Raw genomic sequence first — 25478 nt, 5'->3', positions numbered from 1 at the left:
CTATAAAATAATGCCGTATTTTTGTACCATAAACAAACAGATACCTATGCGCATAGATATACTTACCGTACTTCCTGAGATGATTGAAGGAATGATTAATTGTTCCATCGTAAAAAGAGCACAGGATAAAGGCTTGGCCGAAATTCATTTGCACAACCTTCGCGATTACACTACAAACAAATGGCGTCGGGTGGATGATTATCCTTTCGGTGGTGAAGCGGGTATGGTGATGCAGATAGAGCCGATAGATCGCGCGATCTCCACTTTGAAAAACGAACGCGAATACGATGAGGTTATTTATACTTCACCGGATGGCGAAACATTTAATCAGCCGATGGCTAATAACATGTCATTACTGAATAATCTGATAATCCTTTGCGGGCATTATAAAGGCATTGATTACCGCATTCGCGAACACCTCATTACCAAAGAAATTTCGGTAGGCGATTATGTACTCACCGGAGGCGAATTGGCAGCCGCCATCATTACCGATGCCGTAGTCCGCTTGATTCCCGGAGCTATAGGAGACGAACAAAGCGCCCTCTCCGACTCCTTTCAGGACGACTTGCTGGCTCCTCCCGTTTATACTCGTCCGGCCGATTATAATGGATGGAAAGTTCCTGATGTTTTATTATCCGGACATCAACGTAAAATTGATGAATGGCGTTTACAACAGGCTCAGGAACGTACAGCCCGCCTTCGCCCCGACTTATTGAAATAACCGGGAACGAGTCGGCTGTTTACGCCGAACGGTATCAAACAGCATATTCAAAGGTGTAACTATAAGTATTGGTTTCACCTGCTTTGCCGTCTACGGAATAAATTTGTTCCATGATCGTCATACCCGTAATATAATCTCCTATCATAGAAAAGCTATAGGTATATTCTGCCTGCTTCACACTTGTATCAGGTACATTATACCAGTAAGCCCTCGAAGGAAGGTTTTTATTCAGAGTTCCGTACTGCAGGTTAAGCGGAGTAAATTGCTCCATTCCCGTAGGAGTGAAAGAAGCTATTACACGGAAGGGGAAGTTTAGCGGACGGATATTGCCTGTGCCGTATTCATAAACCATCTCACGGGTATATTCCGTAAAACGAACGGCATTGCCGTTTTCCCAAGTATATAATTCGGCCTCGTTATATTGTTTGGTTTCATACTTTCCATCGGATTTCGGGATTAGAGCAGTCCATGATGTTTGTACCAGATTTCCGTTCCGGTAACCATACTTGTAGTCATCACGCACATATATTTCGTTTCCCTTATACGAGTTTTTATCGGATACCTTTTTCCTGACAATCGTTTTATTGCTCAATGTATATTCCGTAGAAGTAACATCTTCCGCACTTAAACCTGCTACCAAAATAGTATTGCCAGCATACAGGAATTGTTTTTTCTCCGTATTGTTTTCCGTCATATACGCAATCTGTCCTTCGCTTGTATAAGTTATATCCAGCACAAACTCCGGTGACAGGCTATTGTTTTTATAACAAGTTACTTTGGTTAGCTTATTCAATTCCGGAAGAGATGGTTTATCGTCATCACCACAAGAAATCAAACCGGCAATTCCTGCAAATAATAAGAATAGATACTTTTTCATTGCTGTTTAGAATTAATCATTCAATCGTACAAAAATAGAATATTTAAAAGAATAACGGTCGATGTAACCATATTTAAGTATTTAAGTTTGAATAAATACCTCAAAAAGTATAGTTTTGTACCAATTAGACCATTTACCAAGTACCTGACAACAATCTGTTTACAGACAATCATAAGATCAGAGAGATAAAACTTAAATTTAATAATATGAAAATGAAATCAGTAGTAATCGCAAGTATCATACTGCTTTTTATTACCTCCTGCAACAAACAACAGTACACATATCCCTTCCTGAATCCGGACCTTCCCATCGACGAACGAATAGACGACCTGCTGGGCCGGCTTACACCGGAAGAAAAAGTGGGACAAATGATGAATCAGACTCCTGCTATAGAACGTCTGGGTATTCCTCCTTACGATTGGTGGAACGAAGCCCTTCACGGTGTAGCCCGCGCAGGACGAGCCACCGTATTTCCACAAGCCATCGCTCTGGCGGCAACATTCGACGAAAATGCCGTATATACTACTTTCGACATGGTGAGCGATGAAGCCCGTGCCAAGTATCACCAATACCAGAAAAACAAAGAATACGACCGTTACAAAGGATTAACTTTCTGGACTCCGAACATTAACATATTCCGTGATCCTCGTTGGGGACGCGGAATGGAAACCTACGGGGAAGACCCTTACCTAACTGCCCGCATGGGAGTGGCAGTAGTAAAAGGCCTGCAGGGAAACAATCCCGACTATTTTAAAACACATGCATGCGCCAAACATTACGCCGTTCATAGCGGACCGGAATGGAGCAGGCATGAATTCAACGCTGTGGCAACACCCAGAGACCTGTACCTTACCTATCTTCCCGCATTCAAGGCTTTGGTGGAAGAAGCGAATGTGCAGGAAGTGATGTGCGCATACAATCGTTTTGAAGGAAAGCCTTGCTGCAACAGCGACAAGCTATTAATAGACATCCTCCGCAACGATTGGGGGTATCAAAACATTATCCTGTCGGACTGCGGCGCTATCAATGACTTCTGGGAAAAAGACCCGAACACCCCGCGACACGAAACACACCCCGATGCCGAAAGCGCATCCAGCGATGCAGTTCGTAGCGGAACGGATTTGGAATGTGGCGACAGCTACCAGTCACTTATTCAGGCGTTGAAAGACGGGAAAATAATGGAAAAAGACCTGGACGTATCTCTCCGCCGTCTTCTAAAAGGCCGTTTTGAACTGGGAATGTTCGATCCCGACGAACGCGTCCCTTACGCAAAAATTCCGTACAGTGTGGTAGAATCACCCCAGCATATTGCACAGGCTCTGGATATGGCTCGTAAAAGCATTGTACTGCTAAAGAACAAAAACGACCTGCTGCCATTAAGCAAAAAGATAAAGAAGATAGCCGTTGTAGGTCCTAATGCTGCCGACTCAACCATGCTATGGGCCAATTATAACGGATTCCCAACCCGCACTGTTACCATACTTGACGGTATCCGCAACAAAATGCCCGAAGCTGAAATAATCTATGAATTAGGATGCAATCACACCGGTAAATACATAAAAAGCGTAGCCGGTTCAGATTCCGTACTTGTAGATTGCCGGGTAACAGCCGACAGAGTGAAAGAAGCCGATATTATTATATACGCAGGAGGCATATCCCCCCGTCTGGAAGGAGAAGAAATGCCTGTTGACGAAGCTGGCTTCCACAAAGGAGACCGCACAGACCTGGAACTCCCCGCTATCCAGAAAGAAATGATAAAAGCACTGAAAGCAACACAAAAACCGGTTGTCTACGTAGTATGCACAGGCAGCGCGTTAGCCTTGAACTGGGAAAACGAAAACATTGATGCCATTGTAAACGCGTGGTATGGCGGACAAGAGGCAGGAACAGCCGTTGCCGACGTTCTGTTTGGCGATTATAACCCGGCGGGGCGTCTGCCTGTCACCTTCTACACCTCCGTTTCCCAACTGCCCGATTTTCAAGATTACCACATGCAGGGACGTACCTACCGGTATATGACGCAAAAGCCTCTTTATCCGTTTGGCTACGGATTGAGCTATACTTCTTTTGAATACCGGAACGCACGGTTATCGAATCAGAAGATAGGAATTGACCAGCCCGTTACTCTTTCTTTCCACATCACGAACACCGGAAAGATGGACGGAGACGAGGTAGCGCAAGTCTACATTAAAAACCCGAACGATCCGGAAGGCCCTATAAAGACGCTAAAGGCCTTCAAACGCGTAAACATAAAAGCCGGTGAAACAAAACAAATCGATATCCGGTTGGAACCGGAGACGTTCGCGTCGTTCAACGATCAAACCCAAACGATGGAAGTCCGTCCGGGTAACTATCAGATACTATACGGAAGTTCGTCCGCCGATCAGGACCTGAAAAGCATCGATCTGACCATCAAATAGACCGGTAAACATTAAACCTCCTTACCACACCTTAGTTAGAGGTTACGGGTCAAGACCTAATGAAAGGAAGAAAATCATTGATAAATAAAAAGGTCTGTCCGACAAATAAGTCGAGACAGACCTTTCTTTTTAGGAATTTATATGTCTTTATAATGCAAATGCGGGTTCACGGTGAATCCACTGTCCGCGTGTGAAGTCCGGGAAGTCAACTAATGCTCCGCCACGAGCAATAGACATTTCCGACAAGCCGGAAATAGCGCTCCATGCAGCAGCATCGTAACAATCCATCGGCGTAGGTTTCTTATTGCGAATAGCATTTATTAAATCGTACATCATAATATAGTCCATACCGCCATGTCCGGCTTCGGCAGCTTCGGCGGAATGTTTGGCCCACAAGTTATGGTCATATTGTTTAAACCATTCTTCCGAGTCGTCCCAACGGTGAGGTTTGGATTTACCCTGAACATATACGTGGTCGCCATCATTCATCCACAATCCTTCTGTTCCCTGAATGCGGAAACCCAGTGAATATGGACGGGGAGAATTGGTATCGTGAGTAACAATGACAGTCTGTCCGTTAGCACATTTGATCATTGATGTAACAATATCGCCTAAGTTGAACCGTACTTTTGCCAACGGGTGATTCTCGCCACCATTATCTACAATATATTTATGTAATCCCCGGGACTGTGTAGCCATAGCCGACAAAGAAAGGAAGCGGTTACCGCGATTTATGTTTAAACAATTAGCAACCGGTCCGATACCGTGTGTAGGATATATATCGCCATTACGATGAACAGAGTGATTCGTACGCCATTGTGCTTCTGAAAAAGCAGTCGGTCCCATACGAAGATCACCACTACCCGGTTGGTAAGTATAATGTTTACCGTCATTGAACTTTACTTCACGCAAATCATGTTCATAACCGCAGGTGGCATGCAGCAATTCACCGAACAATCCTTCGCGAACCATTCTCAGCGCTGCCATACAGTCGCGACGATAACAAACATTTTCCATGATGTTCAAATGACTGCCTGTAGCTTCGGAAACATTTACCAAATCCCAGCATTCTTCCAAAGTATTGGCAGCGGAAACTTCAACACCTACATAAGGAACGCCCGCTTTCATGGCGGCAACAGACATTGGTACGTGCCATTCCCACGGGCTGGCAATAATTACACAGTCGAATTCTTCATTATTCAACATTTTCTCAAATTCACGTTCACTTCCGGTATACACTTTCGGAGCCGGAACATTAAATTTAGCGATATGTTTCAATGTTGCCTCGATTGGTCCTTGCTGGATATCACAGATGGCAACAATTTTGTTACCCGGAATAGCCAATACATTATTGATATGTTCATGACATCTTGAACCTGTTCCGATAAAGCCGAAACGAAGTTTACCGTCATCTTTACCTGCCGGTTTCTTTTTATCTTTTGTCTCCGGCGACATTACCGTTGCTGCTGATGCTTTACCAGCCATTGCCATACCGGCAGCGCCTAAGCCGGCTACCGACATTTGTTTTAAGAATGAACGACGAGTGTTTTCCATGTTCGAATCTTTTAGTTAGTTATTTTTTAAGTTGACAAATTTAAGTTTTTATATTCAGTAATCAAAACTAAAACCCGTCATCATACAATCAGAAGTTTGTTATCTTTCCGGTTTCTCTCTTTAGTTTTTCAAAGAGCATCATCATCTGACGAAGACGTCTGGGATCCTTTTCTGCCAAATTGACTTGCTGTCCCGGATCTTCTTTTACATTATATAGCTGATAACAATTAGCCTGACCACTAAAACCCTCTCCTTCCGGGTCCTTCTGATAAGCAGGATAAGGAGGAATCATCACCCAATCGCCATCATGCAGGGCATAATTAAAATAGCCTTCCGTTACCAACTCTTTGCGGCCATTATTGCTCTGTCCCAAAAATACAGGTAATGTGTTCTGGCTATCTACCTTATCAGAATAAGTCTGTCCCGTCAGAGCAGCCAATGAAGCAAGTAAATCCATCTGACAGATCAAAGCATCAGATACACCGGGCTTCACAACTGCCGGCCAACGCAGCATAAACGGGATACATGTTCCACCGTCATACAAACTGGTCTTGCCTCCACGAAGAGGACCGGCCATTTTATGATCTCCTACCAACTCTACAGCCTGATCCTGATAACCATCGTCAAGCACTGGACCGTTATCGCTTGTAAAGATAACCAGCGTATTTTCCGTCAATCCCAGTTTATCCATTTCGTTCAGGAACTCCGTCACACACCAATCAGCTTCCAGTATTACATCACCACGAGGCCCCATACCCGATTTGCCGGCAAACTTCGCGTTAGGAACGCGGGGAACATGCGGTTGATGCAAACCATAATACAGGAAAAACGGCTTATCTTTATTATCTCTCATAAAGCCTTTGGCCTTCTCCAAAAACAATTCGGCCATATCCTCATCTTTCCACTGGGCAGCTTTACCACCTTTTTGGAAACCGATACGAGGTACACCATTCACTATAGATCCGGCATGCCCCACACTGGGATGCATACGCAACAATTCAGGATTGTCTTTACCGGTAGGTTCACCCGGGAAATTTTCCTTATAACTTACATAAAGCGGATCATTCGGATCAAGGTTCACACCCTTTCCATTTTCTATAAAGATACATGGAACCCGGTCGTTCGTCGCGGCTTGGATAAAGGAATAATCATACCCTATCTCTTTGGCTCCCGGATAAACTGTTTTATTCCAGTCTACCGCACCATCACCCAGCCCCAAATGCCATTTTCCAACCGAACCTGTCACATAACCAGCCTGTTTCATTACTTTAGGCAACGTTACCTGTTGCGTATTAATGATCATGGCAGCATTGCCCGGCAAAATCTTTGCATCTCTATTCGTCCATGGATACAATCCTGTTAAAAGAGAATAACGGCTTGGTGTAGAAGTTGCCGCCGTACAATAACCTTGGGTAAAACGTATACCTTCATTCGCTACACGGTCCATTCCGGGAGTTTTTATCCGGTGGGCGCCGTAACAACTTAAATCGCCATATCCCAGATCATCGGCAACAATGATAACGATATTAGGTTGCTTAGATTGAGTTTGGGCTATCAAAGAAACCGGCAGGGTCACCCCTGCCAGTATACTTAAAATAGATGAATAGGAATTCATTTATTATGGATTTTGTGTTAATGTTCCAGGATATGCATTAATTTCAGTTTGAGGAATATACTGAACAACCAACAAACTTGTTGCCGGGAATTCCTGTGTCCCGTCATGATAACCCGGATAATGGCGGGTCATAGTTTCACCAACACGATAGACATCAAAACCACGGTCGGCTTCGAATGCCAATTCCAACTGGCGTTCTTTCATAATCAACTGATGAGCATTGGAAGCATCTAATGATTGGTAGCCTCCTCCAACAATAGAACGTTCACGTACCGTATTCAAATCCTTCAATGCGTCCGAATATTTACCCAACTTGGCATTCGCTTCAGAACGAATCAGATAAACTTCTGCCAAACGGGAAATAATCGGAGAGTATAACTGAGTATAACCTTCTTGCAGAGAGCATTTATAATTGAAGAACTTAGGATGTCCCTGACTTGTATTCATGAAGTAATCATCATATCCATGATAAGTAGCACCTTCATAATTAATAGAATATTTACGGCTTGCTTCATTCATCAAAGTCAACGGATATTCTTTTTTATCCAAAATCGCAGCAACTAATTTTCCGTCGCTACCGGCTTTCACCTCACATTGTTTATAGGTATATCCGGTAATCTGTCCGTCTTTATAAACATTGGCAACAAAACGGAAACAACGAGTCTTGCCTCCTTTATCATCCAATGTATAGTCAGGATGAATAAATCCTTCACGGGCATCATTACCGCGACCTGTTTCATACAAAATATCCAGATATTTTGCACTGGCATAAATTTCGCCCCAACCAACTTCATCAATCGTAGAATACATACTACCTATCTGTTGAGCATAATTCGTGATATCCGCATCCATAAACTTCACGGCAAAAATCGTTTCGGTTTGTGAAGCATCATCCGGAGCCATTTCATTGTTTCTCATAAAATTAGAACGGCTCAGCAAGTGAAATCTATTACTGTCAATTACTTTAGTTGCATATTCCAAAGAAGCCTTAGCATATTCCGTATTCGGATTCTCGAAAGTACCGCTCATGTACATATAAACTTTAGCCAACATAGCTTGCGCAGCATATTTGGAAACATAAGCCGCAGACCTGAAATTATCTCCGGACATCAATGCTTCCGCTTTCTTCAAATCTGAAAGAGCCTGTTCATATGTTTCTTTTACAGTAGAACGATCCGGTAAATTCAAGTTTGCAATATCGTCCGGCATACCATTTACGATAGGTACTCCTAAATTCTTTTCCGGTTCTTGATAATACGGCCGGCCGAATACACGGCAAAGGTAGAAATACATCAAACCTCTCATATAATATGCTTCACCCAACTTTTGGTCAATCTCGGAAGATTCTCCTTCATTGGCCATCTTCATCAAATCGCTGGTCTGCGAAATAATGTTATATGCATTATTCCACGTAGACGAAAGCTGCGAGTTATTTACCGTATGCTGGTAAGTAATATAGGTACCAAACGGGTTAGTGGTGGGTTTATCTTTACTGATATTATCACCGGGATATTCTCCCGTACGATGGAATACATCCGAAGCGCTTTTCAATTTCGCATAGCATCCGTTCAATAAAATATCGAATGCGGCTTCCTTATCACCGTCGATTTTATCTTTTGAATATTTGTCATAAGGGAAACGGTCTAAATCGCACCCTGTCATTAATGTGGCGGCAGCAAGTGCCAATATTGCTAATTTTTTCATTTGTCTTTCCTTTAATTAAAATGTAACATTCAATCCAAACATGAACTTACGAGTTTGAGGATATGGAGAAGAAGCCACACCGGCTTTTCCTGCATCAGTATTTGCCGGTAATTCAGGGTCTATCCCGGAGAATCCGGAAATCACAAATAAGTTTTCGCCAGAAGCAAACACACGGCAGTTAGAAACAAAGTTCAACTTTAACGGCACATTATAACCGATTGTCAAGTTACGCAGACGCAAGTAACTTGCGCTTTCCAAATAACGTGAAGACGTTTTACATGACTGTGATTTGTTACCGTATTCAGCCTTTGGATGTGTAGCAATATCACCCGGTTTCTCCCAACGGTTCCAATCGCTCAACAGTTTTTGTTGATTATATGAAGTATAAGCACCATCTGAGTCATAAACCGTACGGTCATAATTAAAGATTTTACCACCTACCGAATATCCGAATACAGCGGATAGATCAAAATTCTTCCATGATAAATCGGTAGAGAAACCGCCATAGAAATTAGGAGTTTGTTTACCAACGATTACCTGATGTTTGGAGGCATCGCTATAATCGGAAGTTGTTACGCGTTCGCCAGCCTCATTGGTTGTGTACCAAAGCGGAGAACCTGTTTCAGGATCAACGCCGGCCCATTCCGTACCATACCAGGTATCAACATCTTCTCCCTGTTTCAATACTTTATCAATAGGGCCAATAATTCCTGCTTTTGCATTAGATACCACAATTTCAGCCTTATCACCATAAAGGTCTGTTACCTTATTACGGTTCAATCCGATATTAGCCGCCACATTCCAATTCCAGTCACCTCCTTTTAAAATATCAACAGCCACACTTGCTTCCAAACCGTTATTCTTTACAGAACCCACATTACGGAACACGCTTATTACGCCTGTTACGCCCGGCAGAGGAACCGGATAAAGCAAATCTGTTGTTTTCTTGTTATAATAGTCTAAATTAATCGTTACACGATCAAATAAAATAGCATCAATACCAACACCTGCCGTATATGTTTTCTCCCATGTCAAATCTTTATTCTCTACCTGTGAAATAATTGCGCCCGGAAGTCCATTATAACCGGTACCCATGCTATATAAAGCATACTGAGGATATAACTCCGTAGGACGGTTACCTACAGAACCATAACTGGCACGCAACTTTAACTGCTGCACCCAATCTGCATGGAAAAATTCTTCCTGATGGATATTCCAACCACCACTAATAGAGAAGAAGTTACCATATTTCGCATCCGTTCCGAAATTGGAAGCACCGTCACGACGGAAAGAGAAAGATAACAAATAACGATTATCATACGCATAGTTAGCGTTAAACAGGTAAGACTGAACAGCCCACTCTTCTTGGCTACCTTTCGCCTTCTTCGGTACAATCGCAGCATCGGCAACAGAAAAACCCGGAGCAAAACCGCTTGCTATCTGGTCTGTTATCTTTTCGGTAAAAGTATTCCATTCATAAGCTAAAATAGCATTGATAGAATGCTTGTCAAACACTTTGTTAAAACGAAGCAACTGGTTGCTATATATACGATAAGTAGTAGTAGTCTTGTCTTCTAATTTACCTTCATCGGACTGACCGGTTGATGAACGCGGATCCGAATAGTCCTTTAAAGCTATATTTCCATATTTATAGTTATTTACAGAAGAAAAAGTCAACCAGTCGGTAAACTTGATATCAAAATCAAAGTTACCCATAAATTCATATTTCGTCGTCTTCTTGTAATTCCACTGCGAATCGAACAAATAGTTGTCATGGTCTGAACTCACCCATGAATTAGGTCTTAAAGTCTGGATCAAATCACCGTTATCATCATACGGAGAGTCCCACGGCATATTTTCATACAAAGCATTTAAAGGTGCTTGTGTATCCATGATATCACTGCGTGTAGCCCATACTTTCGGCTTAATGGTTAACCAATCGGTAGCCTGATAGTCTACATTAAAACGGAAATTATAACGAGTATAGTCATAATCCTTAACAGCTCCGTTTTCATCGTAAATACCAATGGATGTATAGGTCTTTATCTTATCCGAACCACCGGAAATAGAAATATTATAATCCTGAGCAAAACCGGTTTTAGTTCCTTCATCCCACCAGTTATAATTATTTCCTTTATTAATTTTATTCCAAACATCATCAGGTATAACCTCCTGGTTAGCGAATGATTTGTAATAGCCATATAATTCGTCGCGGGTCATCATCTCGAAGTTCCCTTTATTCAACTGGCTGATACCCATTTTAGCAGAAACACTGATAGACGCTTTACCAGTTTTACCTTTTTTCGTAGTAACGATAATTACGCCATTAGCACCCTGAGAACCATATATTGCTGTAGAAGCGGCATCCTTCAAAATTGACATAGATTCAATATCAGCAGGATTCAAACTTCCGGCACTGCTACCTACAATAACACCATCAATAATCCAAAGAGGGTCTGTACTACCGTTGACAGTTGATTTACCACGAATTACTACCTTACCGGCAGCACCAGGTTGACCACCACCGGCTGTTACATATACACCGGGAGCTTTTCCAGACAAAAGGTTTTCTACGGAAGGAGTTGTTGCATCTGTCAGCTTTTCACTACCAACCACCTGCATAGCGCCTGTCAGACTTTCCTTTTTCTGTACACCATAACCTACTACTACGACTTCTTCCAAATTTTGAGTATCTTCCTTAATACGGATTGTCATGTTGCCATTGGTAGCTTTAACTTCATGGTCAACATATCCGATATAAGAAATAACCAAAGTAGCGCCTGCCGGAACATCTAATGTAAACTGTCCGTCAAAATCCGTACTTGTTCCTGTTGAAGTACCTTTAACGACAATGTTTGCTCCAATAACAGGTTCGCCTGTAACTGCATCAACAACAGTTCCTACTACTTTTTGAGTTTGCTGGGCAATTTGTTTTTCCAAAGAAGTCTGAGCATCCTTTTCTTGTTTAGACAAGGCTTTGTAAACGATAATCCGGTTATCGTTTACTACAAAATCAGCATGCTGATTTTTCAGGGCGTTTCTCAAGATTTCTTCCACAGAACGATTCGACATATCCAATGTGATACGTTCATTCAAATCAATGTCATTATTCCTGATTAAAAAAGAATAATTGAACTTTGCTTCGATTAAATCAAAAAGTTCCTTCAATGTTGTGCTCTCCGCCTGAACAGACATGTACTGAGTTTGCAACTCAGAAGCGGAAACTGTTCCAGATACAAATGGAGTTCCTGCTAAAAGACAAGCAGCCACCACTAGCCTACCGGTTTTTTTAAAATAGTTCATTTCCATGAAAAGTTAGATTTGTAAATAATTTCTGTTTTCTGTCAATAAGTTAAATACTTCCTTGTGGAAAATTTAGTTTCTCCATAATTACTATACTGTCATACGGGTGTTTAGATTAGTTAATAATACTATTTGTCATATATCATAATTTCGTGACCATTACGTTTCCATGTATATTTCTTATCCATATCCACTTCATTCAGTATTTCACTCAAACTATAGTCCGAAGAAAAACTACCGGAGAATACCTCCTTTTTCAAAGATTCGCTATTTATATGGATAGACACATCGTATTTACGTTCCAAATCTCTTGCTATTCTATCGAAGGGCTGTTCTGTAAATTTCAGGATACCATCTTTCCAGGTATAAGCATCTTCGCCTTTTATTTCCATTACCTTTGCCCGGTTCGTTTTTTTATTAAAACTCAGCATGCGATTTGGAGAAAGAACCACTTCTCCGGACGTTGAAAATTTCCTATTTAAATGGATATTCACTTTTCCCGAAACTAATGCAACATCCGTTACCGGTTCATTTTGATATGCTTTTACATTAAAACAAGTCCCTAAAACCTGAATATCCAACACTTCTGATTTTACGACAAACGGCTTCAATGAATCTCGTTTTACTTCAAAATAAGCCTCGCCATTCAAAAAGATTTCGCGATTCGCTTTATTAAAAGCCCCACTATATTTCAATGAAGAGCCGGCATTAAGCCAAACTACCGACTGGTCCGGCAATATCACTTTTGAGCAAGAGCCCATTGGAACAACCGTTTCAAAATAAGCAATCTTGTTATTGTTGTTTACATCATACTTTCCGATAAAATAAGATAATGACCCAACGGCAATCAATAACAATACCGAAGCTACAATTTTACCCAATAGATTTATTTTTTGGCGATAAACAGTAAGGGAGGAAGTTTTCTTTAAGTTCCCAAAGTGTTTTTCAAAATCCGGTTTCATATCAGACACAAAAAGGGGAACATGTGCCATAGCCCACCAATCCGCCATCTTAGAAAGAATTTCCTTGTTAGATTCATCAGCTTCCAGCCATTGCAATAATTCCTTCTCCTGAGCCTCCGACAAATCTCCGGTAAAATATCCGAATAGAATATCTTCTATATATTCATTTTCCTTTTTCATATCACTCTGCAACCTCTTTTTTATTCCGGTTCATATATAATACACCAGAATTGCAGTATCCGTTTAAAGGAAATACATTTATTTTTGTATAAAATTAAACACGAGGAGAAATAAAGGGTAAATATCTTCTAAGAGTTCTTTTAGTTTCGACAAGCCTATCTTAATCTGCACGCGCACTGTACTGGTAGTAATATTATTTGCTTTGGCTATTTCATCATAAGATTTATCATAATAAAGATACTGAGTAAATATATCCCGGCATTTAGGAGGAAGTTTATTTACCGCAACATAGATTTTTTCTTCAAATTCTTTATTTTCCAATTTTGCTAAGGGTTGGGATTCTATCTCTACCTGTGATTCCCGGATATTCAATAAACTTTCTTGTACTTCTGATAAAGGAACTTCCTGTATACGTTGTTGGCGAAGATAGTTTAAACAACGGTTTTGCACAGAACGAATCAGATAAGCATTCACCGGATGAGTTAAGGTTTCATGATTATTCCAAACATTTAAGAATACATCATTTACGATCTCCTGGGCAGCATCTGTTCGATAGACATACTTAGTTGCCACAGCACACAGATATACATAATAAGTTGAGTATAGCTGTTCAAACGCTTTGGCATCTCCTCTATTAATGGAAATAATTATATCTTCTCTTACAACAAACACAGGCCCTTAACAGTATCTATAAAATTATCTGATGCAAACTTACCTAAATATTTTGGTTTTTTGATTACCTGTTTACTACTAAATGTTCGTCGGTATAAAAATAAAAGGTTCGATAAAAGTCCTATCTTTGCCAATTCAAACAAGAACAATCGTCTTCGTCTCTTATGAATGAATTACTGCAACTACTGAAAAAGTTTTTCGGATATACATCTTTTCGTCCTTTACAGGCTGAAGTTATACAACGCATATTAAACAAAGAGGATTCCTTAGTACTCATGCCAACAGGAGGAGGAAAATCTATTTGCTACCAACTCCCGGCCATATACCTGCCGGGCACGGCCATTGTCATCTCGCCTCTTATTGCATTGATGAAAGACCAGGTAGGCGCGCTTATTGCCAATGGTATTCCTGCCGTTGCCCTTAACAGTATGATGCAGGAAGACGAGAGGCAACATGTCAAACAATTCTGTATGCAGGGCAAAGTTAAGCTACTTTATATTTCACCGGAAAAACTAAAGAGCGAAATAGACTGGTTGTTGCCTCGTTTGGATATTTCATTAATCGCCATAGACGAAGCACATTGTATCTCTCATTGGGGGCACGATTTCAGACCGGAATATACCCAACTGTCGATACTAAAGGAACGTTTTCCCAATGTACCGATAGTAGCCCTTACGGCAACTGCCGACAAAATAACACGGACGGACATTGTTCAGCAATTAAAATTACGTAATCCTCAAATATTTACTTCTTCCTTCGACCGCCCCAATCTATCACTTACGATAAAACGTGACTTGAGCAAAAAAGATAAGTTAGCCACCATCATTCATTTCATTTATGACCATAAAAAACAATGTGGAATTATATATTGCATGAAACGGAACGACACCGTCCAACTTGTTAAAGAACTGGCCACTTACAATATAAAGGCTACGGCCTACCATGCAGGTCTTCCTTCTTCCCAAAGGGAAAAAGCGCAGGATGATTTCATCAATGATCGCGTAGACGTAGTTTGTGCCACGTTGGCCTTCGGTATGGGAATTGACAAAAGCAATGTCCGGTGGGTTATACATTATAATATGCCTGCCAGCATCGAAAACTATTATCAGGAAATAGGACGTGCCGGACGAGATGGCATGAAAAGCGATACGCTTCTTTTCTACTCGTTGGTAGACCAGATTATATTGCGTCGCTTCGCCGAGGAGAGCGGACAGAAGGAAGTGAACATGGAGAAACTACATCGTATGATACGTTATTGCGGGGCCGACGTCTGCCGCCGCCGTGTTTTATTAAGTTATTTCGGTGAAGAAACAGATCATGATTGCGGCAATTGCGACGTGTGTAAGAACCCACCGGAACGTTTTGACGGAAGTGTTTTAGTGCAAAAAGCATTAAGCGCGATTGTACGGGCGGAAGAACACATCAATATGAAAATGACGATTAATATATTACGAGGTTCCGACCGGACAGAAGTCACAGAAAAAGGGTATGATCAATTGAAAACATACGGGGCAGGGAAAGACCTCAGTTATAAGGAATGGAAAGAATACCTTTATCAAATGATTCAGCTTGGCTATCTGGAAGTAGATTACACAAGAGGGAACATTCTAAAAGTTACCCCGATGGGCTCTAAAGTATTGTATGGAGATATGACTGCCCAGCTGGCTCTTTATAAGAAACCGGACGATTTAACTATTGTGAAAAGACGTCCGTTTAAGGCCCGTCCTATCCGTCCTATCAGCGCCGATTCTATCGAAGAAACCTTGCTTGACGCCCTCAACCAGCTACGTAAACAGATTTCGGAAAGAGAACAAATACCGGCTTACATTATTTTTTCCGATGACACTTTGGATGATATGGTTAAAAAGAAACCGGTCACCATGGAAGAATTCAGCGAGATACGCGGTGTAGGGGAAAGCAAGCAAGACAAATACGGAAAAGTATTTGTTTCATTAATCCGCTTTGTTTTAAAACTACCTAAGTTATAATTTTTTCACCAGGGAAAGTTATTGTGTTTGTTCCACCGGCATGAAACACTTGTTCCATCAGCTTGAAACATTTGTTCCACCAGCATGAAACACTTGTTCCATCGGCTTGGAACTTTTGTTTCACCGGCATGAAACTTTTGTTCCACCGGGATGAAATAAAATGGAACACCTGAGAATGTTCCTTAGCTGTCAAGATTCTTATATAAAAATAAACATTACCTTTGCAGCGCAAAGTTACTACAAAAAAGTGAAATGCGGAAAGATATAGTGATAGAATTGAGTTACAAGGGTTTTGGTTGAAGTGGCGATAATCCGTGAAGCCATTACAATCCCTGCCGAAGCCAAATCCTGACGCCGCTACGTTACTTGTTCGTAACCATGCCCGAAAATGCGACAAACGGGTACGAATAGCGAAACAAGGCTCTAAGGAATAGTGAGTTATCCATAACTCATGCGAAAAATCAGGTTACGGAAAAAGATTGCGCCGTTCCTCCCCGTTTTGCGTACCAACACCGGACTCTTCACCAACTAATTTTGAAACCCAAAAATTAAGGACAATGAAGAGTACATTTTCAGTAATCTACTACCTCAAGCGTCAGGTAGTGAAAAAGGACGGGACAGTTCCCGTCATGGGACGCATCACGGTGGACGGCAGCCAGACACAGTTCAGCTGCAAACTGACTGTCGATCCGAAACTGTGGGACACCAAAGGTGGACGTGTCACGGGCAGAAGCACGGCGGCACTCGAAACGAACCGTATGCTTGACAAGATGCGGGTACGCATCAACAGGCATTATCAGGAAATCATGGAGCGTGACAACTTCGTCACGGCGGAGAAGGTGAAGAACGCCTTTCTCGGACTGGAACACCGCTACCACACGCTGATGCAGGTGTTCCGCCAGCACAACGAGGACTACGAGAAGCAGGTGGAGGCAGGCATGAAAGCCAAAGGCACGCTGCTGAAGTACCGCACCGTTTACAAGCACATGCAAGAGTTCCTCGACATCCGCTACCATGTGAAGGACATCGCCCTAAAAGAGCTTACCCCGGCTTTCATCTCCGACTTCGAGATGTTCCTGCGCACGGACAAGCACTGCTGCACCAATACCGTGTGGCTGTACGTCTGCCCGTTACGGACGATGGTATTCATCGCCATCAACAACGAGTGGCTGACGCGCGACCCGTTCCGCGAGTATGAAATCAAGAAGGAGGAAACAACACGCAGTTTCCTGACCAAAGATGAGATCCGCCTGCTGATGGAGGGGAAACTGAAAAACGCCAAACAGGAATTGTACCGCGACCTCTACCTGTTCTGCGCCTTCACGGGGCTGTCGTTCGCGGATATGCGCAACCTTACGGAAGAGAATATCCGCACCTACTTCGACGAACACGAGTGGATAAACATCAACCGCCAGAAAACGGGCGTGGTGTCCAACATCCGCCTGCTCGACATCGCCAACCGCATAATCGGCAAATACCGGGGACTGTGCGGGGACGGCAGGATATTTCCCGTTCCGCATTATAACACGTGCCTTGCCGGTATCCGTGCCGTCGCCAAGCGTTGCGGCATCACCAAGCATATCACGTGGCATGTGGCAAGCCATAGTGTATTTTCTTTTTTCTTAAAAATCAATAGCTTACAAAATATCCCAGTTTGACAGGTAACGATTTAGAAACCAGCGAAAATCTGTATTCCACTTCGTTTTGCAGTAATTCAAAAGAACGCCTTTTAGCATTACAAAGATAGGCATTATAATTGGATTATAATAGGTTTTAGCCTACAAAAAGTGAATTCCATATATTTTTATTGCTCAATTACTGCTAACTTCACTAAAAATGAGTAATTTTGTACTTTAATAAGTATGAGTGTTACCATGGTTGTAAAAACAATAAAATTGACATCACTATTTGTCAATACTGAAAATTATAGATTTGAGCCTCTGTCTTCACAAAAGGAAGCGATAGACAAGATGGTAGAGGACCAAGGGGATAAATTATATTCTCTTGTAGACGATATTGTAACTAATGGTCTTAGTCCAGTCGATTTAATCATTGTAACGCCTAACGAAGATAACAACAAATATATAGTACTCGAAGGTAATAGGAGAATAACATCATTAAAATTATTAAACAATCCAACATTAATTGATGACAAGTACATTTCTTTAAGGAAAAAATTTCAGAAATTGCAAAAAGAAAATCCTAATGCTATTTCTGAATTGAAGAATATTGCTTGCGCTGTTTTTGAAAACCCAACGGAAGCTGATATTTGGATAAAACGTAAACACTCGGGAGAGCTGAATGGTATCGGTACAGTTACTTGGAATGCTCAACAAAAGCAAAGATTCGAGGAGAAGACAGAAGGAAAATCATCGATTCCATTGCAAATTATCACTTTATTGAAATCACAAGATAATGTTTCTGATACGATTAAGGATTCGTTATCCAAACTAAATATTACCAACCTGCAACGTTTGATGTCAGACCCTTATGTTAGAGAACACCTTGGTTTGGGAATTAACAATGGAACTTTAGTTTCAAAGGTTGAAGTGTCAGAAGTCGTCAAGGGGCTTATAAAAGTTGTTACGGATATTCTTAATCCAGAATTCAAAGTTTCAGAAATCTATAATAGAGAAAAAAGGAAGCAATATATTGACAATTTTGACACGAACCAAAAGCCAGACCTATCTAATGAAGCGTCTGAACAATGGAGTGTTCAAGATATTGTAGACAATAAAGGGCAGGTATTAATAAATAGTGAACGCAGAGAAATAAAAAAGGCTAATAATCAGAAAGCTAGAAACAGAGCTGGCTTAGTGCCCAAGACTTTGATTTTGCATATCAACAACCCCAAAATCAATAAAATTTTTGAGGAGTTAAAACATATCCAAGTTAAAACATGTCCTAATGCATCTTCTGTACTGCTGAGAGTGTTTTTAGAATTGTCAGTTGATGCTTATTTGGAAAGATATGATTTGGTAAAAAACAATGCTATAACTGCGTGTTCTTCCAAAGAGGATTTGAACGGGAAAGTTTGTAAAGTATTAAATCATATGACCCAATTAGGAACAATGAGTAATGATTTATCTAAAGGTATAAGGTCTGAAATAAATGATAAAAATTCAGTCCTATCCATTGAATCCTTGAATGCATATGTTCATAATGAGTTTTTCTATCCTAAAGCAGACAATTTGATTATAGGATGGGACAACATAGAAAGTTTTTTTATCCAATTATGGGAATCTATAAATAAAGAATGACATTATGGAGTTTTTATCACCTTTAAGATATCCCGGTGGAAAGGCAAAAGTCGCTGATTTCGTACAGTGTTTAATCAAAGAAAATGCATTGCTTGATGGTACTTATGTTGAGCCATATGTAGGAGGTGGTTCTGTTGCTTTATCCTTGCTCTTTAATGAATATGTTAGTGATATATATATAAACGATAAAGACATATCTATTTATGCCTTTTGGTATAGTGTTCTTAATAACACGGATGCTCTTTGCCAATTAATTAAGGATACTCCCATAAATGTCGAAACATGGTTTAAGCAAAAAGAGTTTCAGCAGAATAAAGAAAATAGAAATGTTGATTTATTAAATTTAGGGTTTTCCACTTTCTTCCTAAATAGAACAAATCGTTCAGGAATTTTAAAAGCTGGAATCATAGGTGGATACGACCAAACTGGAAATTACAAGATTGATGCGAGGTTTAACAAAGAAGATTTGATAAAAAGGATTCAACGTATAGCAGACTACGCGGAGAGAATTCATCTAACAAATGACGATGCTGTTACTTTAGTGCAACGATTAAAAGATGAATTACCTTACAATACTCTATTATATTTAGACCCGCCATACTATATAAAAGGAAAAGGGCTTTATCTGAACTACTATAATGACACAGACCATCAAAACATCGCAAATGCTATAGGTGCAATAGTAAATTGTAAGTGGATTGTCTCTTATGATAATGTGCCATTCATAACCAACCTATATTCAAAATATAGGCAACAATGTTTTGAATTGAATTATAGTGCGAGTAACTCAGGAAAAGGTGAAGAAATAATGATATTTTGTGACGATATAGTTATTCCCAAACACAAATTATTTAATCATTCAACAAAGTGAAAATAACTCACATTCATATCGAAAGGTTTCGAGGCTTCCAAAATGAAGACTTTGAAGTAGGCTCTCAATTAACAGCAATTGCAGGACAAAACGGAACTCAAAAGTCAACATTACTGGGTATTGTAACACAAACCTTCACTCTTAAGCCTGAGGATCCAATGAGAGCGGAAAAACCTTTGTGTGGTGGTAGCTATATTTCTGCATTCAAAGATAAGTTTAGATTATCGCCCATTTTTGATAGACCTAAAGGTCATGAATGGACCATTTCTTTTGATATAGGAGTAGATGACTTTACTGTCGAAAGCATCAAACGTACTGGAGACCCTAATGTGCGATTTTGGAAGAAAGGAGCAAGGCAAGAAGGGGATGGATATATCTCCTTTCCCACAATCTTTTTAAGTTTAAAGCGGTTAGTTCCTATGGCAGAGGAGGCCAAGATTATAACTGATGACACATTATTAACTCCAGAGGAACTAAGTGAGTTTAAACAATTACACAATAAAATTCTAATAGTACAAACTCCCATTTCTTCTGCAACAACAATAACCTCAAAAAATAAGCAATCTATAGGCGTATCCACTGAATTATACGATTGGAATCAAAACTCTATGGGACAAGATAATCTGGGCAAAATTATCTTGGCATTATTTTCTTTTAAAAGATTGCATGACAAATATCCCCAACAATATAAAGGTGGAATTCTTGCCATTGATGAGATGGATGCTACAATGTATCCAGCGTCTCAAGTTGAGCTATTAAAGATTTTGCGCAAATATGCGTCTAAACTTAATTTGCAAATTTTATTTACTACTCATTCAATGTCTCTTCTTAAGGTTATGGACGATTTAGTTCAAGAAGTAAGTAAACAAGAAGAAACAGCTAAGTAGGTAAAGATTCTTTATCTAAAGAAAGTCGATGACAAGATAACAATCAAACAAAATGTAGATTTTAAAGGTATTAAATTGGATTTGAATGTTGTTGCAGAAGGAAAAAAACGTAAGAAAAACAAAATTACTGTATATACAGAGGATAATGAAAATATATTATTCGTTAAAGCTATTTTAAAGACTAAAGCATCTATATTAGATTTTGTAGATGTAACTCTGCCGTGTTCAACCTTAACTGAACTTGTAAATAAAAACATACCTGCATTTAAACACCCATATTCTATCATCATATTGGATGGAGATGTTAGGATGAATAGGGCGTATCTTAAGAAAATAAAAAATGCAGATAACATTTTAATATTGCCAGGGAACAACTCTCCTGAAAGACTGCTGGCATCCTATTTGTATAATCTCTCTGATGCAGATCCATTATGGGGCAATATAGCAAATGGATATACCAAACAATTATGTTTCCGAGACTATACTATGGAACAAATAAATGCAGGAGGTGAGTTGGGGCGTCAAGATGCAAAAAAATGGTTTAATGGTCAGTTGGAATATTGGGGACGAAATGGTAATAAGGTTTTTAATCCCTTTTTACGTTCGATTCCTATCGAAGTACAAGAGTTTAAAAGAAATTTTGAAAATATGATAAAACGGTATATTTATGACTAAACTTCCGGTGACCACAATAAAGGAGCTTAAATGCCGAAAGTATTCTTTGGGTTCTTGGTCGATATATAATCAGAATCAGACTTTCTCTTTCATTAACCGAATAAGATACTGTTTCTTTTAGAGCTTTTGCTCAGGCACACTCAGTGAAACAGTGTCTGATTATCAGTTATGATTGCTTGAATTTATATTTAAGTCCATACTCTTCAAGTTTACTGTATAGTGTAGCTCTGCTTATTCCCAACAGTTCGGCGGCGGCACTCCGGTTGCCGTTTGTCTGCTTTAACGCACGCATTATCCGCTCCTTATCCTCCGCATCATTGCGCAGGGCGAAGCTGACAGGTGAGGTCGGTTTCGTCACGGCAAGTTCAAGATGCTCTTTCGTGACCACACCTTCCTGAGCCTGCAACACGGCTCCCATGATTTTCTGCCGAAGCTCCCGCACGTTGCCCGGCCATGCGTGGGTCAGCAACGCTTTACGGGCTTCGGAACTGAAACCGCTCACATTGCACTCCAGTTCCTTGTTGGCTATCTCGCGGAAGAACTCCGCCAACGGCATGATGTCCTCCTGACAGTCACGCAAGGGCGGCACGGTTATCACGAAGTCTTGCAGACGGTAGAGTAAATCCTGCCGGAAACGCTTTTCGCTCACTGCCGCCTCCAGATCCTCGTTGGTGGCGGCGATGATGCGGACGTTGAAACTCTTGTCCGATTTGTCACCGACCGGGCGATACCGCCTCTCCTGTATGGCACGGAGCAACATCTGCTGGGTCTCCAACGCAAGGTTGCCCACCTCGTCAAGAAACAGCGTGCCTCCTTCCGCCTCATGGAAATATCCTTTCTTGGTGCTGTCCGCACCCGTGAACGCGCCTTTGACGTGTCCGAAGAAAGCCGACGGCGCAAGTTCTCTGGATAGCGAACCGCAGTCCACCGCCACGAAGGGCTTGCCAGCCCGTTTGCTCTTGTCGTGCAGATGGTGGGCGATATGCTCCTTGCCTGTGCCGTTCTCTCCGAATATCATCACGCTCATGTCGGTGACGGCTACCAACTTTATCCTGTGCATGATTTTCTGAAAGGCGGAACCTTCACGGGCGAAAACGGGCATCCGGCTGTGTCTCGACTGACGCTCTTTCTGTATGGAGCGGATAAGGGGGACGAGTTTGTCCTCTATCAGTTTCTTCGGAATATAGTCTATCGAACCGAGTTTCATGCTTTCGACTGCCGTATGCACTTCGGCGTAGTCGGTCATTATGATGAACGGCTGCATCTTTCCCTCCTTGCGCATCCAGCGCAGCAGGTCTATTCCGTTGCCATCGTTTAGGCGCAGGTCAGAAACTACTATATCATCATCCGTTGCCTGTTGCAGATGTTTCTTCGCTGTTGACAGGTGGTAAGCCTTCACGGTACTGTATCCCTCCCGTGCCAGCAGATTGCAGACATATTCGCAATACACGATGTTATCCTCCACCACGATTATTCTTGTCTTATCCATTTTCGTATTTTCTCCTTTCCTCCTTTGCCAACTGTATAATCTCCGCTCCTTTATCCAACACGGTGGTCACGGAATTACTTAACGCCTCGTTATCGGACTTATCCTTTCCATGAAGCACACCATAAAGCACCTTCAGCGGCTGGTCGGCACGGAGTATCTCCCACGAACTGCGTAAGTGGTGTGTCAAGGCATCAAGTTCTTGCAGATCGTTTCGCATTGCCGCATCCCGTACCGCCTGCATTTCTTTCTCGGTTTCCGTTATCAGTTTTTCCAGCATGACAACTTCATTGCCGTAGGACAACAAGGCGGAAAAATCCGGTTTACCGTCCTGTGTCGCTTTAATGGCGCACTTGTCGGAAATTTCCAGCAGTTCCGATATGGAGAATGGTTTGAACAGGCATCCGGCAAAGCCTCGTTCCAAAAGTTCCTCCGCATCGCAACTGCCCGAAGCGGTTGCCACGACCACGGGGATTGTCTGTGAATTGCCAACATTGGACGATCGGAGCAGTTCCAGCAGCTCGAAGCCGTTTATGCCGGGCATATTCAAGTCCGTCAGCAACAAGTTGTATTCTTTTCGGCGTATCATTTCCATCAGTTCCGCCGCATCGGTGCAAGTGTCGCAATGTATTCCCTCCTGTGCATACATCTCTTTCAACATCAGGAGCAGCACCTCATCATTGTCGATGGCGACAACATTGAGGTTTCTCTCCTCCCGGTGGATATAAGTCTGTATCTCTTTTTCCGGTATTTCTTCGGCTTTCTGCATGGGTATTTCCACTGTGAAACGACTTCCTTTCCCTTTCTCGCTTTCCAAATGGATTTTGCCGTCAAGCATCGCCACTATGTTATGCACGATGGCAAGTCCAAGTCCGAAACCGTCTTTTGCGGCGGCGTTTGAGAGGCGTTCAAATGCCCCAAATACACGTTGCTGTTCATCTTCTGTCATGCCTGTGCCTGTATCCTCGAAAATCAGTGTCAGCACTCCGTTGGTATAATCGATAGTCAGCGACACACCGCCTTTCTCCGTGAACTTGATGGCATTTGACAGCAGATTGTTTCCAATTTGGATGATTCGCTCCTTGTCGGTCAGTACAACCGCATCGTTTCCGTTCTTTACGGTCAAGGAAAGCCCCTTGTTCATGGCGACGGGCATGAACTCCGTTTCAAGGGTATGCGTGATTGTGGAGATGCGGCAGGGCAACAGTTTGGGCTGCTCCTTGCCGTTGTCCAAGCGGAAGAAGTCCAGCAGGGTGTTAAGCATATCCCGCATACGGTCGGAAGATTGTTGTATGCTTTGAAGAAAATTCACATTGTTCTCCTTGCTGCACTCTTTCTGTAACAGCTCAGTATAACCTGTTATTGCCGTTAGTGGTGTGCGCAGTTCGTGGGTGATGGTATGTACCGCTTTCTTCCTTGATGCTATCAGTGCCTCGTTCCGTTGTACGGATTGTTCCAGTTGCCCTATCAAATCCGTTGTCTTGCGCTTGTATTGTTTGATACTCTTTGCATCACGGTGTATGATGATGTAGGAAATTAACAACAGCAGAAGGACGAATCCCATTAAACCGCCTACCTGCATAAATGACTTTCCACGCATGGCAACTATTTCGTCTTCCCGCCCTTGCAGGTCGGCTTGTACCTTATTTTCTATTTGACAGATTAGCCCCTTCAACTGCCTGTTAAGATCTGCATTGCGGGCGGCAAGACTGTCGGCTTGTTCCGACAATCGACGGCTTTGCTCTTTCTGTTCACTGACCATGCTTCTATTGGGTGAACGAAGCGTAGTTGTTGTTGTCGGCGGCTTCGTTTCCTCTTTTTTGCCGAATATGCCCAAGAACCCTTTTCGTTTCGGTTTCTTGGGCTGTTCCTGCATACTTGTCTGAACAATGAGAGGTACTTGACTGGCAATCTTCTTGTTGATGGATTGTTGTTCGTCTATTAACCGAACAATCTGAAACATCTGCCGTTCCTTATCTTCCAAAAGACTGCGCACACTGTCAATACGTCCAATTACATGAGTTTCATTGAACAGGCACAATGTGCTGTCCAATGCAATGCGTTGGGCATGGTAATTCTCCAAATCCGTTTCGTCCCAATCCAATGCAGTTTCTCCTAATAGCGAAAACTCTATCAGTTGGATATGAATACCTTCCTGAATTCATCTATATGCCGGTTGCCAACCTCCAATGCTTCCACTTCCTGCCATTCATTATGACAAGTAAATGCAATGGCTACTACTATTAGAATTATGAAAGTGTGACTTAATGCTATTGCCTTACGTACAAATTCCATCTATTCTC

General features: G+C 41.7%; 16 protein-coding genes and 1 pseudogene. 8 read left to right on the top strand and 9 right to left on the bottom strand.

Annotation, left to right across the window (positions count from 1 at the left end; translation table 11 throughout):
• Positions 1-46 precede the first annotated feature (46 nt).
• Positions 47-721 carry a tRNA (guanosine(37)-N1)-methyltransferase TrmD gene (gene trmD, locus C1721_RS11710; protein ID WP_102408438.1) on the top strand — a complete coding sequence of 225 codons (675 nt, stop codon included), beginning with the start codon at positions 47-49 and terminating at the stop codon, positions 719-721.
• A gap of 34 nt (positions 722-755) precedes the next feature.
• Here the strand turns inward: trmD and C1721_RS11705 are convergent, their stop codons facing one another.
• The gene (locus tag C1721_RS11705; RefSeq protein WP_102408437.1) at positions 756-1598 is read right to left on the bottom strand and encodes a DUF5032 domain-containing protein; all 843 of its coding nucleotides are present in this window, start codon (positions 1596-1598) and stop codon (positions 756-758) included.
• A 206-nt stretch (positions 1599-1804) separates the two neighbouring features.
• Here C1721_RS11705 and C1721_RS11700 point away from each other — a divergent pair, with 206 nt between their 5' ends.
• Positions 1805-4018 carry a glycoside hydrolase family 3 C-terminal domain-containing protein gene (locus tag C1721_RS11700; protein ID WP_102408436.1) on the top strand — a complete coding sequence of 738 codons (2214 nt, stop codon included), beginning with the start codon at positions 1805-1807 and terminating at the stop codon, positions 4016-4018.
• Positions 4019-4165: 147 nt separating this feature from the next.
• On the opposite strand, the gene C1721_RS11695 is transcribed toward C1721_RS11700, so the two are convergent.
• The 6 genes from C1721_RS11695 to C1721_RS11670 form a co-directional block, all read right to left on the bottom strand.
• Positions 4166-5572, bottom strand: a complete 1407-nt coding sequence (locus C1721_RS11695) for a Gfo/Idh/MocA family protein (protein ID WP_102408435.1) — start codon at positions 5570-5572, stop codon at positions 4166-4168.
• Between the two features lie 88 nt (positions 5573-5660).
• On the bottom strand, positions 5661-7187 hold the full coding sequence (locus C1721_RS11690; protein WP_102408434.1) for a sulfatase family protein: 1527 nt from the start codon (positions 7185-7187) through the stop codon (positions 5661-5663).
• Positions 7188-7190: 3 nt separating this feature from the next.
• A complete protein-coding gene (locus tag C1721_RS11685) occupies positions 7191-8891 on the bottom strand; it encodes a RagB/SusD family nutrient uptake outer membrane protein (RefSeq protein ID WP_102408433.1) in 1701 nt (566 codons plus the stop codon).
• Between the two features lie 15 nt (positions 8892-8906).
• Positions 8907-12200, bottom strand: a complete 3294-nt coding sequence (locus tag C1721_RS11680) for a TonB-dependent receptor (protein WP_102408432.1) — start codon at positions 12198-12200, stop codon at positions 8907-8909.
• Between the two features lie 122 nt (positions 12201-12322).
• Positions 12323-13336: a FecR family protein gene (locus C1721_RS11675; RefSeq protein ID WP_102409428.1), complete on the bottom strand. Its 1014-nt coding sequence runs from the start codon at positions 13334-13336 to the stop codon at positions 12323-12325.
• Between the two features lie 78 nt (positions 13337-13414).
• Positions 13415-14008, bottom strand: a complete 594-nt coding sequence (locus C1721_RS11670) for an RNA polymerase sigma-70 factor (protein WP_102408431.1) — start codon at positions 14006-14008, stop codon at positions 13415-13417.
• Between the two features lie 164 nt (positions 14009-14172).
• Here C1721_RS11670 and recQ point away from each other — a divergent pair, with 164 nt between their 5' ends.
• From recQ to C1721_RS11635, 6 genes are all read left to right on the top strand, one after another.
• Entirely contained in the window at positions 14173-15996 is a 1824-nt protein-coding gene (recQ, locus tag C1721_RS11665; RefSeq protein WP_102408430.1) for a DNA helicase RecQ, read from the top strand.
• Between the two features lie 557 nt (positions 15997-16553).
• Positions 16554-17654 (top strand): site-specific integrase, encoded by a 1101-nt coding sequence (locus C1721_RS11655; protein ID WP_477612319.1) that lies wholly within the window; start codon positions 16554-16556, stop codon positions 17652-17654.
• A gap of 216 nt (positions 17655-17870) precedes the next feature.
• Complete coding sequence (locus C1721_RS11650) at positions 17871-19256, top strand: hypothetical protein (RefSeq protein ID WP_004312638.1); 1386 nt, start codon at positions 17871-17873, stop codon at positions 19254-19256.
• A 4-nt stretch (positions 19257-19260) separates the two neighbouring features.
• A complete protein-coding gene (locus C1721_RS11645; protein WP_004312637.1) occupies positions 19261-20127 on the top strand; it encodes a DNA adenine methylase in 867 nt (288 codons plus the stop codon).
• On the top strand, positions 20124-21014 hold the full coding sequence (locus tag C1721_RS11640; protein WP_004312636.1) for an AAA family ATPase: 891 nt from the start codon (positions 20124-20126) through the stop codon (positions 21012-21014). Before C1721_RS11645 ends, C1721_RS11640 begins: the two co-directional genes overlap by 4 nt.
• Before the next feature lie 75 nt (positions 21015-21089).
• Positions 21090-21689 carry a hypothetical protein gene (locus C1721_RS11635; protein WP_008640975.1) on the top strand — a complete coding sequence of 200 codons (600 nt, stop codon included), beginning with the start codon at positions 21090-21092 and terminating at the stop codon, positions 21687-21689.
• A 166-nt stretch (positions 21690-21855) separates the two neighbouring features.
• Here the strand turns inward: C1721_RS11635 and C1721_RS11630 are convergent, their stop codons facing one another.
• Both C1721_RS11630 and C1721_RS11625 read right to left on the bottom strand, forming a co-directional pair.
• Entirely contained in the window at positions 21856-23178 is a 1323-nt protein-coding gene (locus C1721_RS11630; protein ID WP_004312633.1) for a sigma-54-dependent transcriptional regulator, read from the bottom strand.
• A pseudogene (locus C1721_RS11625) lies at positions 23171-25470 on the bottom strand (ATP-binding protein). Before C1721_RS11625 ends, C1721_RS11630 begins: the two are co-directional and overlap by 8 nt.
• Between the last annotated feature and the right edge of the window lie 8 nt (positions 25471-25478).

The organism is Parabacteroides bouchesdurhonensis (assembly GCF_900186615.1).
GTDB classification, from domain to species: Bacteria; Bacteroidota; Bacteroidia; order Bacteroidales; family Tannerellaceae; genus Parabacteroides; species Parabacteroides bouchesdurhonensis.
Note: the sequence above shows the minus strand (reverse complement) of the source record. Positions and strands in the feature narration are given on the sequence as shown.

Bases quoted from the DNA above. Each gene is read 5' to 3' on its own strand.
- trmD (WP_102408438.1), top strand. From the start codon at position 47: ATGCGCATAGATATACTTACCGTACTTCCTGAGATGATTGAAGGAATG.
- C1721_RS11705 (WP_102408437.1), bottom strand. From the start codon at position 1,598: ATGAAAAAGTATCTATTCTTATTATTTGCAGGAATTGCCGGTTTGATT.
- C1721_RS11700 (WP_102408436.1), top strand. From the start codon at position 1,805: ATGAAAATGAAATCAGTAGTAATCGCAAGTATCATACTGCTTTTTATT.
- C1721_RS11695 (WP_102408435.1), bottom strand. From the start codon at position 5,572: ATGGAAAACACTCGTCGTTCATTCTTAAAACAAATGTCGGTAGCCGGC.
- C1721_RS11690 (WP_102408434.1), bottom strand. From the start codon at position 7,187: ATGAATTCCTATTCATCTATTTTAAGTATACTGGCAGGGGTGACCCTG.
- C1721_RS11685 (WP_102408433.1), bottom strand. From the start codon at position 8,891: ATGAAAAAATTAGCAATATTGGCACTTGCTGCCGCCACATTAATGACA.
- C1721_RS11680 (WP_102408432.1), bottom strand. From the start codon at position 12,200: ATGGAAATGAACTATTTTAAAAAAACCGGTAGGCTAGTGGTGGCTGCT.
- C1721_RS11675 (WP_102409428.1), bottom strand. From the start codon at position 13,336: ATGAAAAAGGAAAATGAATATATAGAAGATATTCTATTCGGATATTTT.
- recQ (WP_102408430.1), top strand. From the start codon at position 14,173: ATGAATGAATTACTGCAACTACTGAAAAAGTTTTTCGGATATACATCT.
- C1721_RS11655 (WP_477612319.1), top strand. From the start codon at position 16,554: ATGAAGAGTACATTTTCAGTAATCTACTACCTCAAGCGTCAGGTAGTG.
- C1721_RS11650 (WP_004312638.1), top strand. From the start codon at position 17,871: ATGGTTGTAAAAACAATAAAATTGACATCACTATTTGTCAATACTGAA.
- C1721_RS11645 (WP_004312637.1), top strand. From the start codon at position 19,261: ATGGAGTTTTTATCACCTTTAAGATATCCCGGTGGAAAGGCAAAAGTC.
- C1721_RS11630 (WP_004312633.1), bottom strand. From the start codon at position 23,178: ATGGATAAGACAAGAATAATCGTGGTGGAGGATAACATCGTGTATTGC.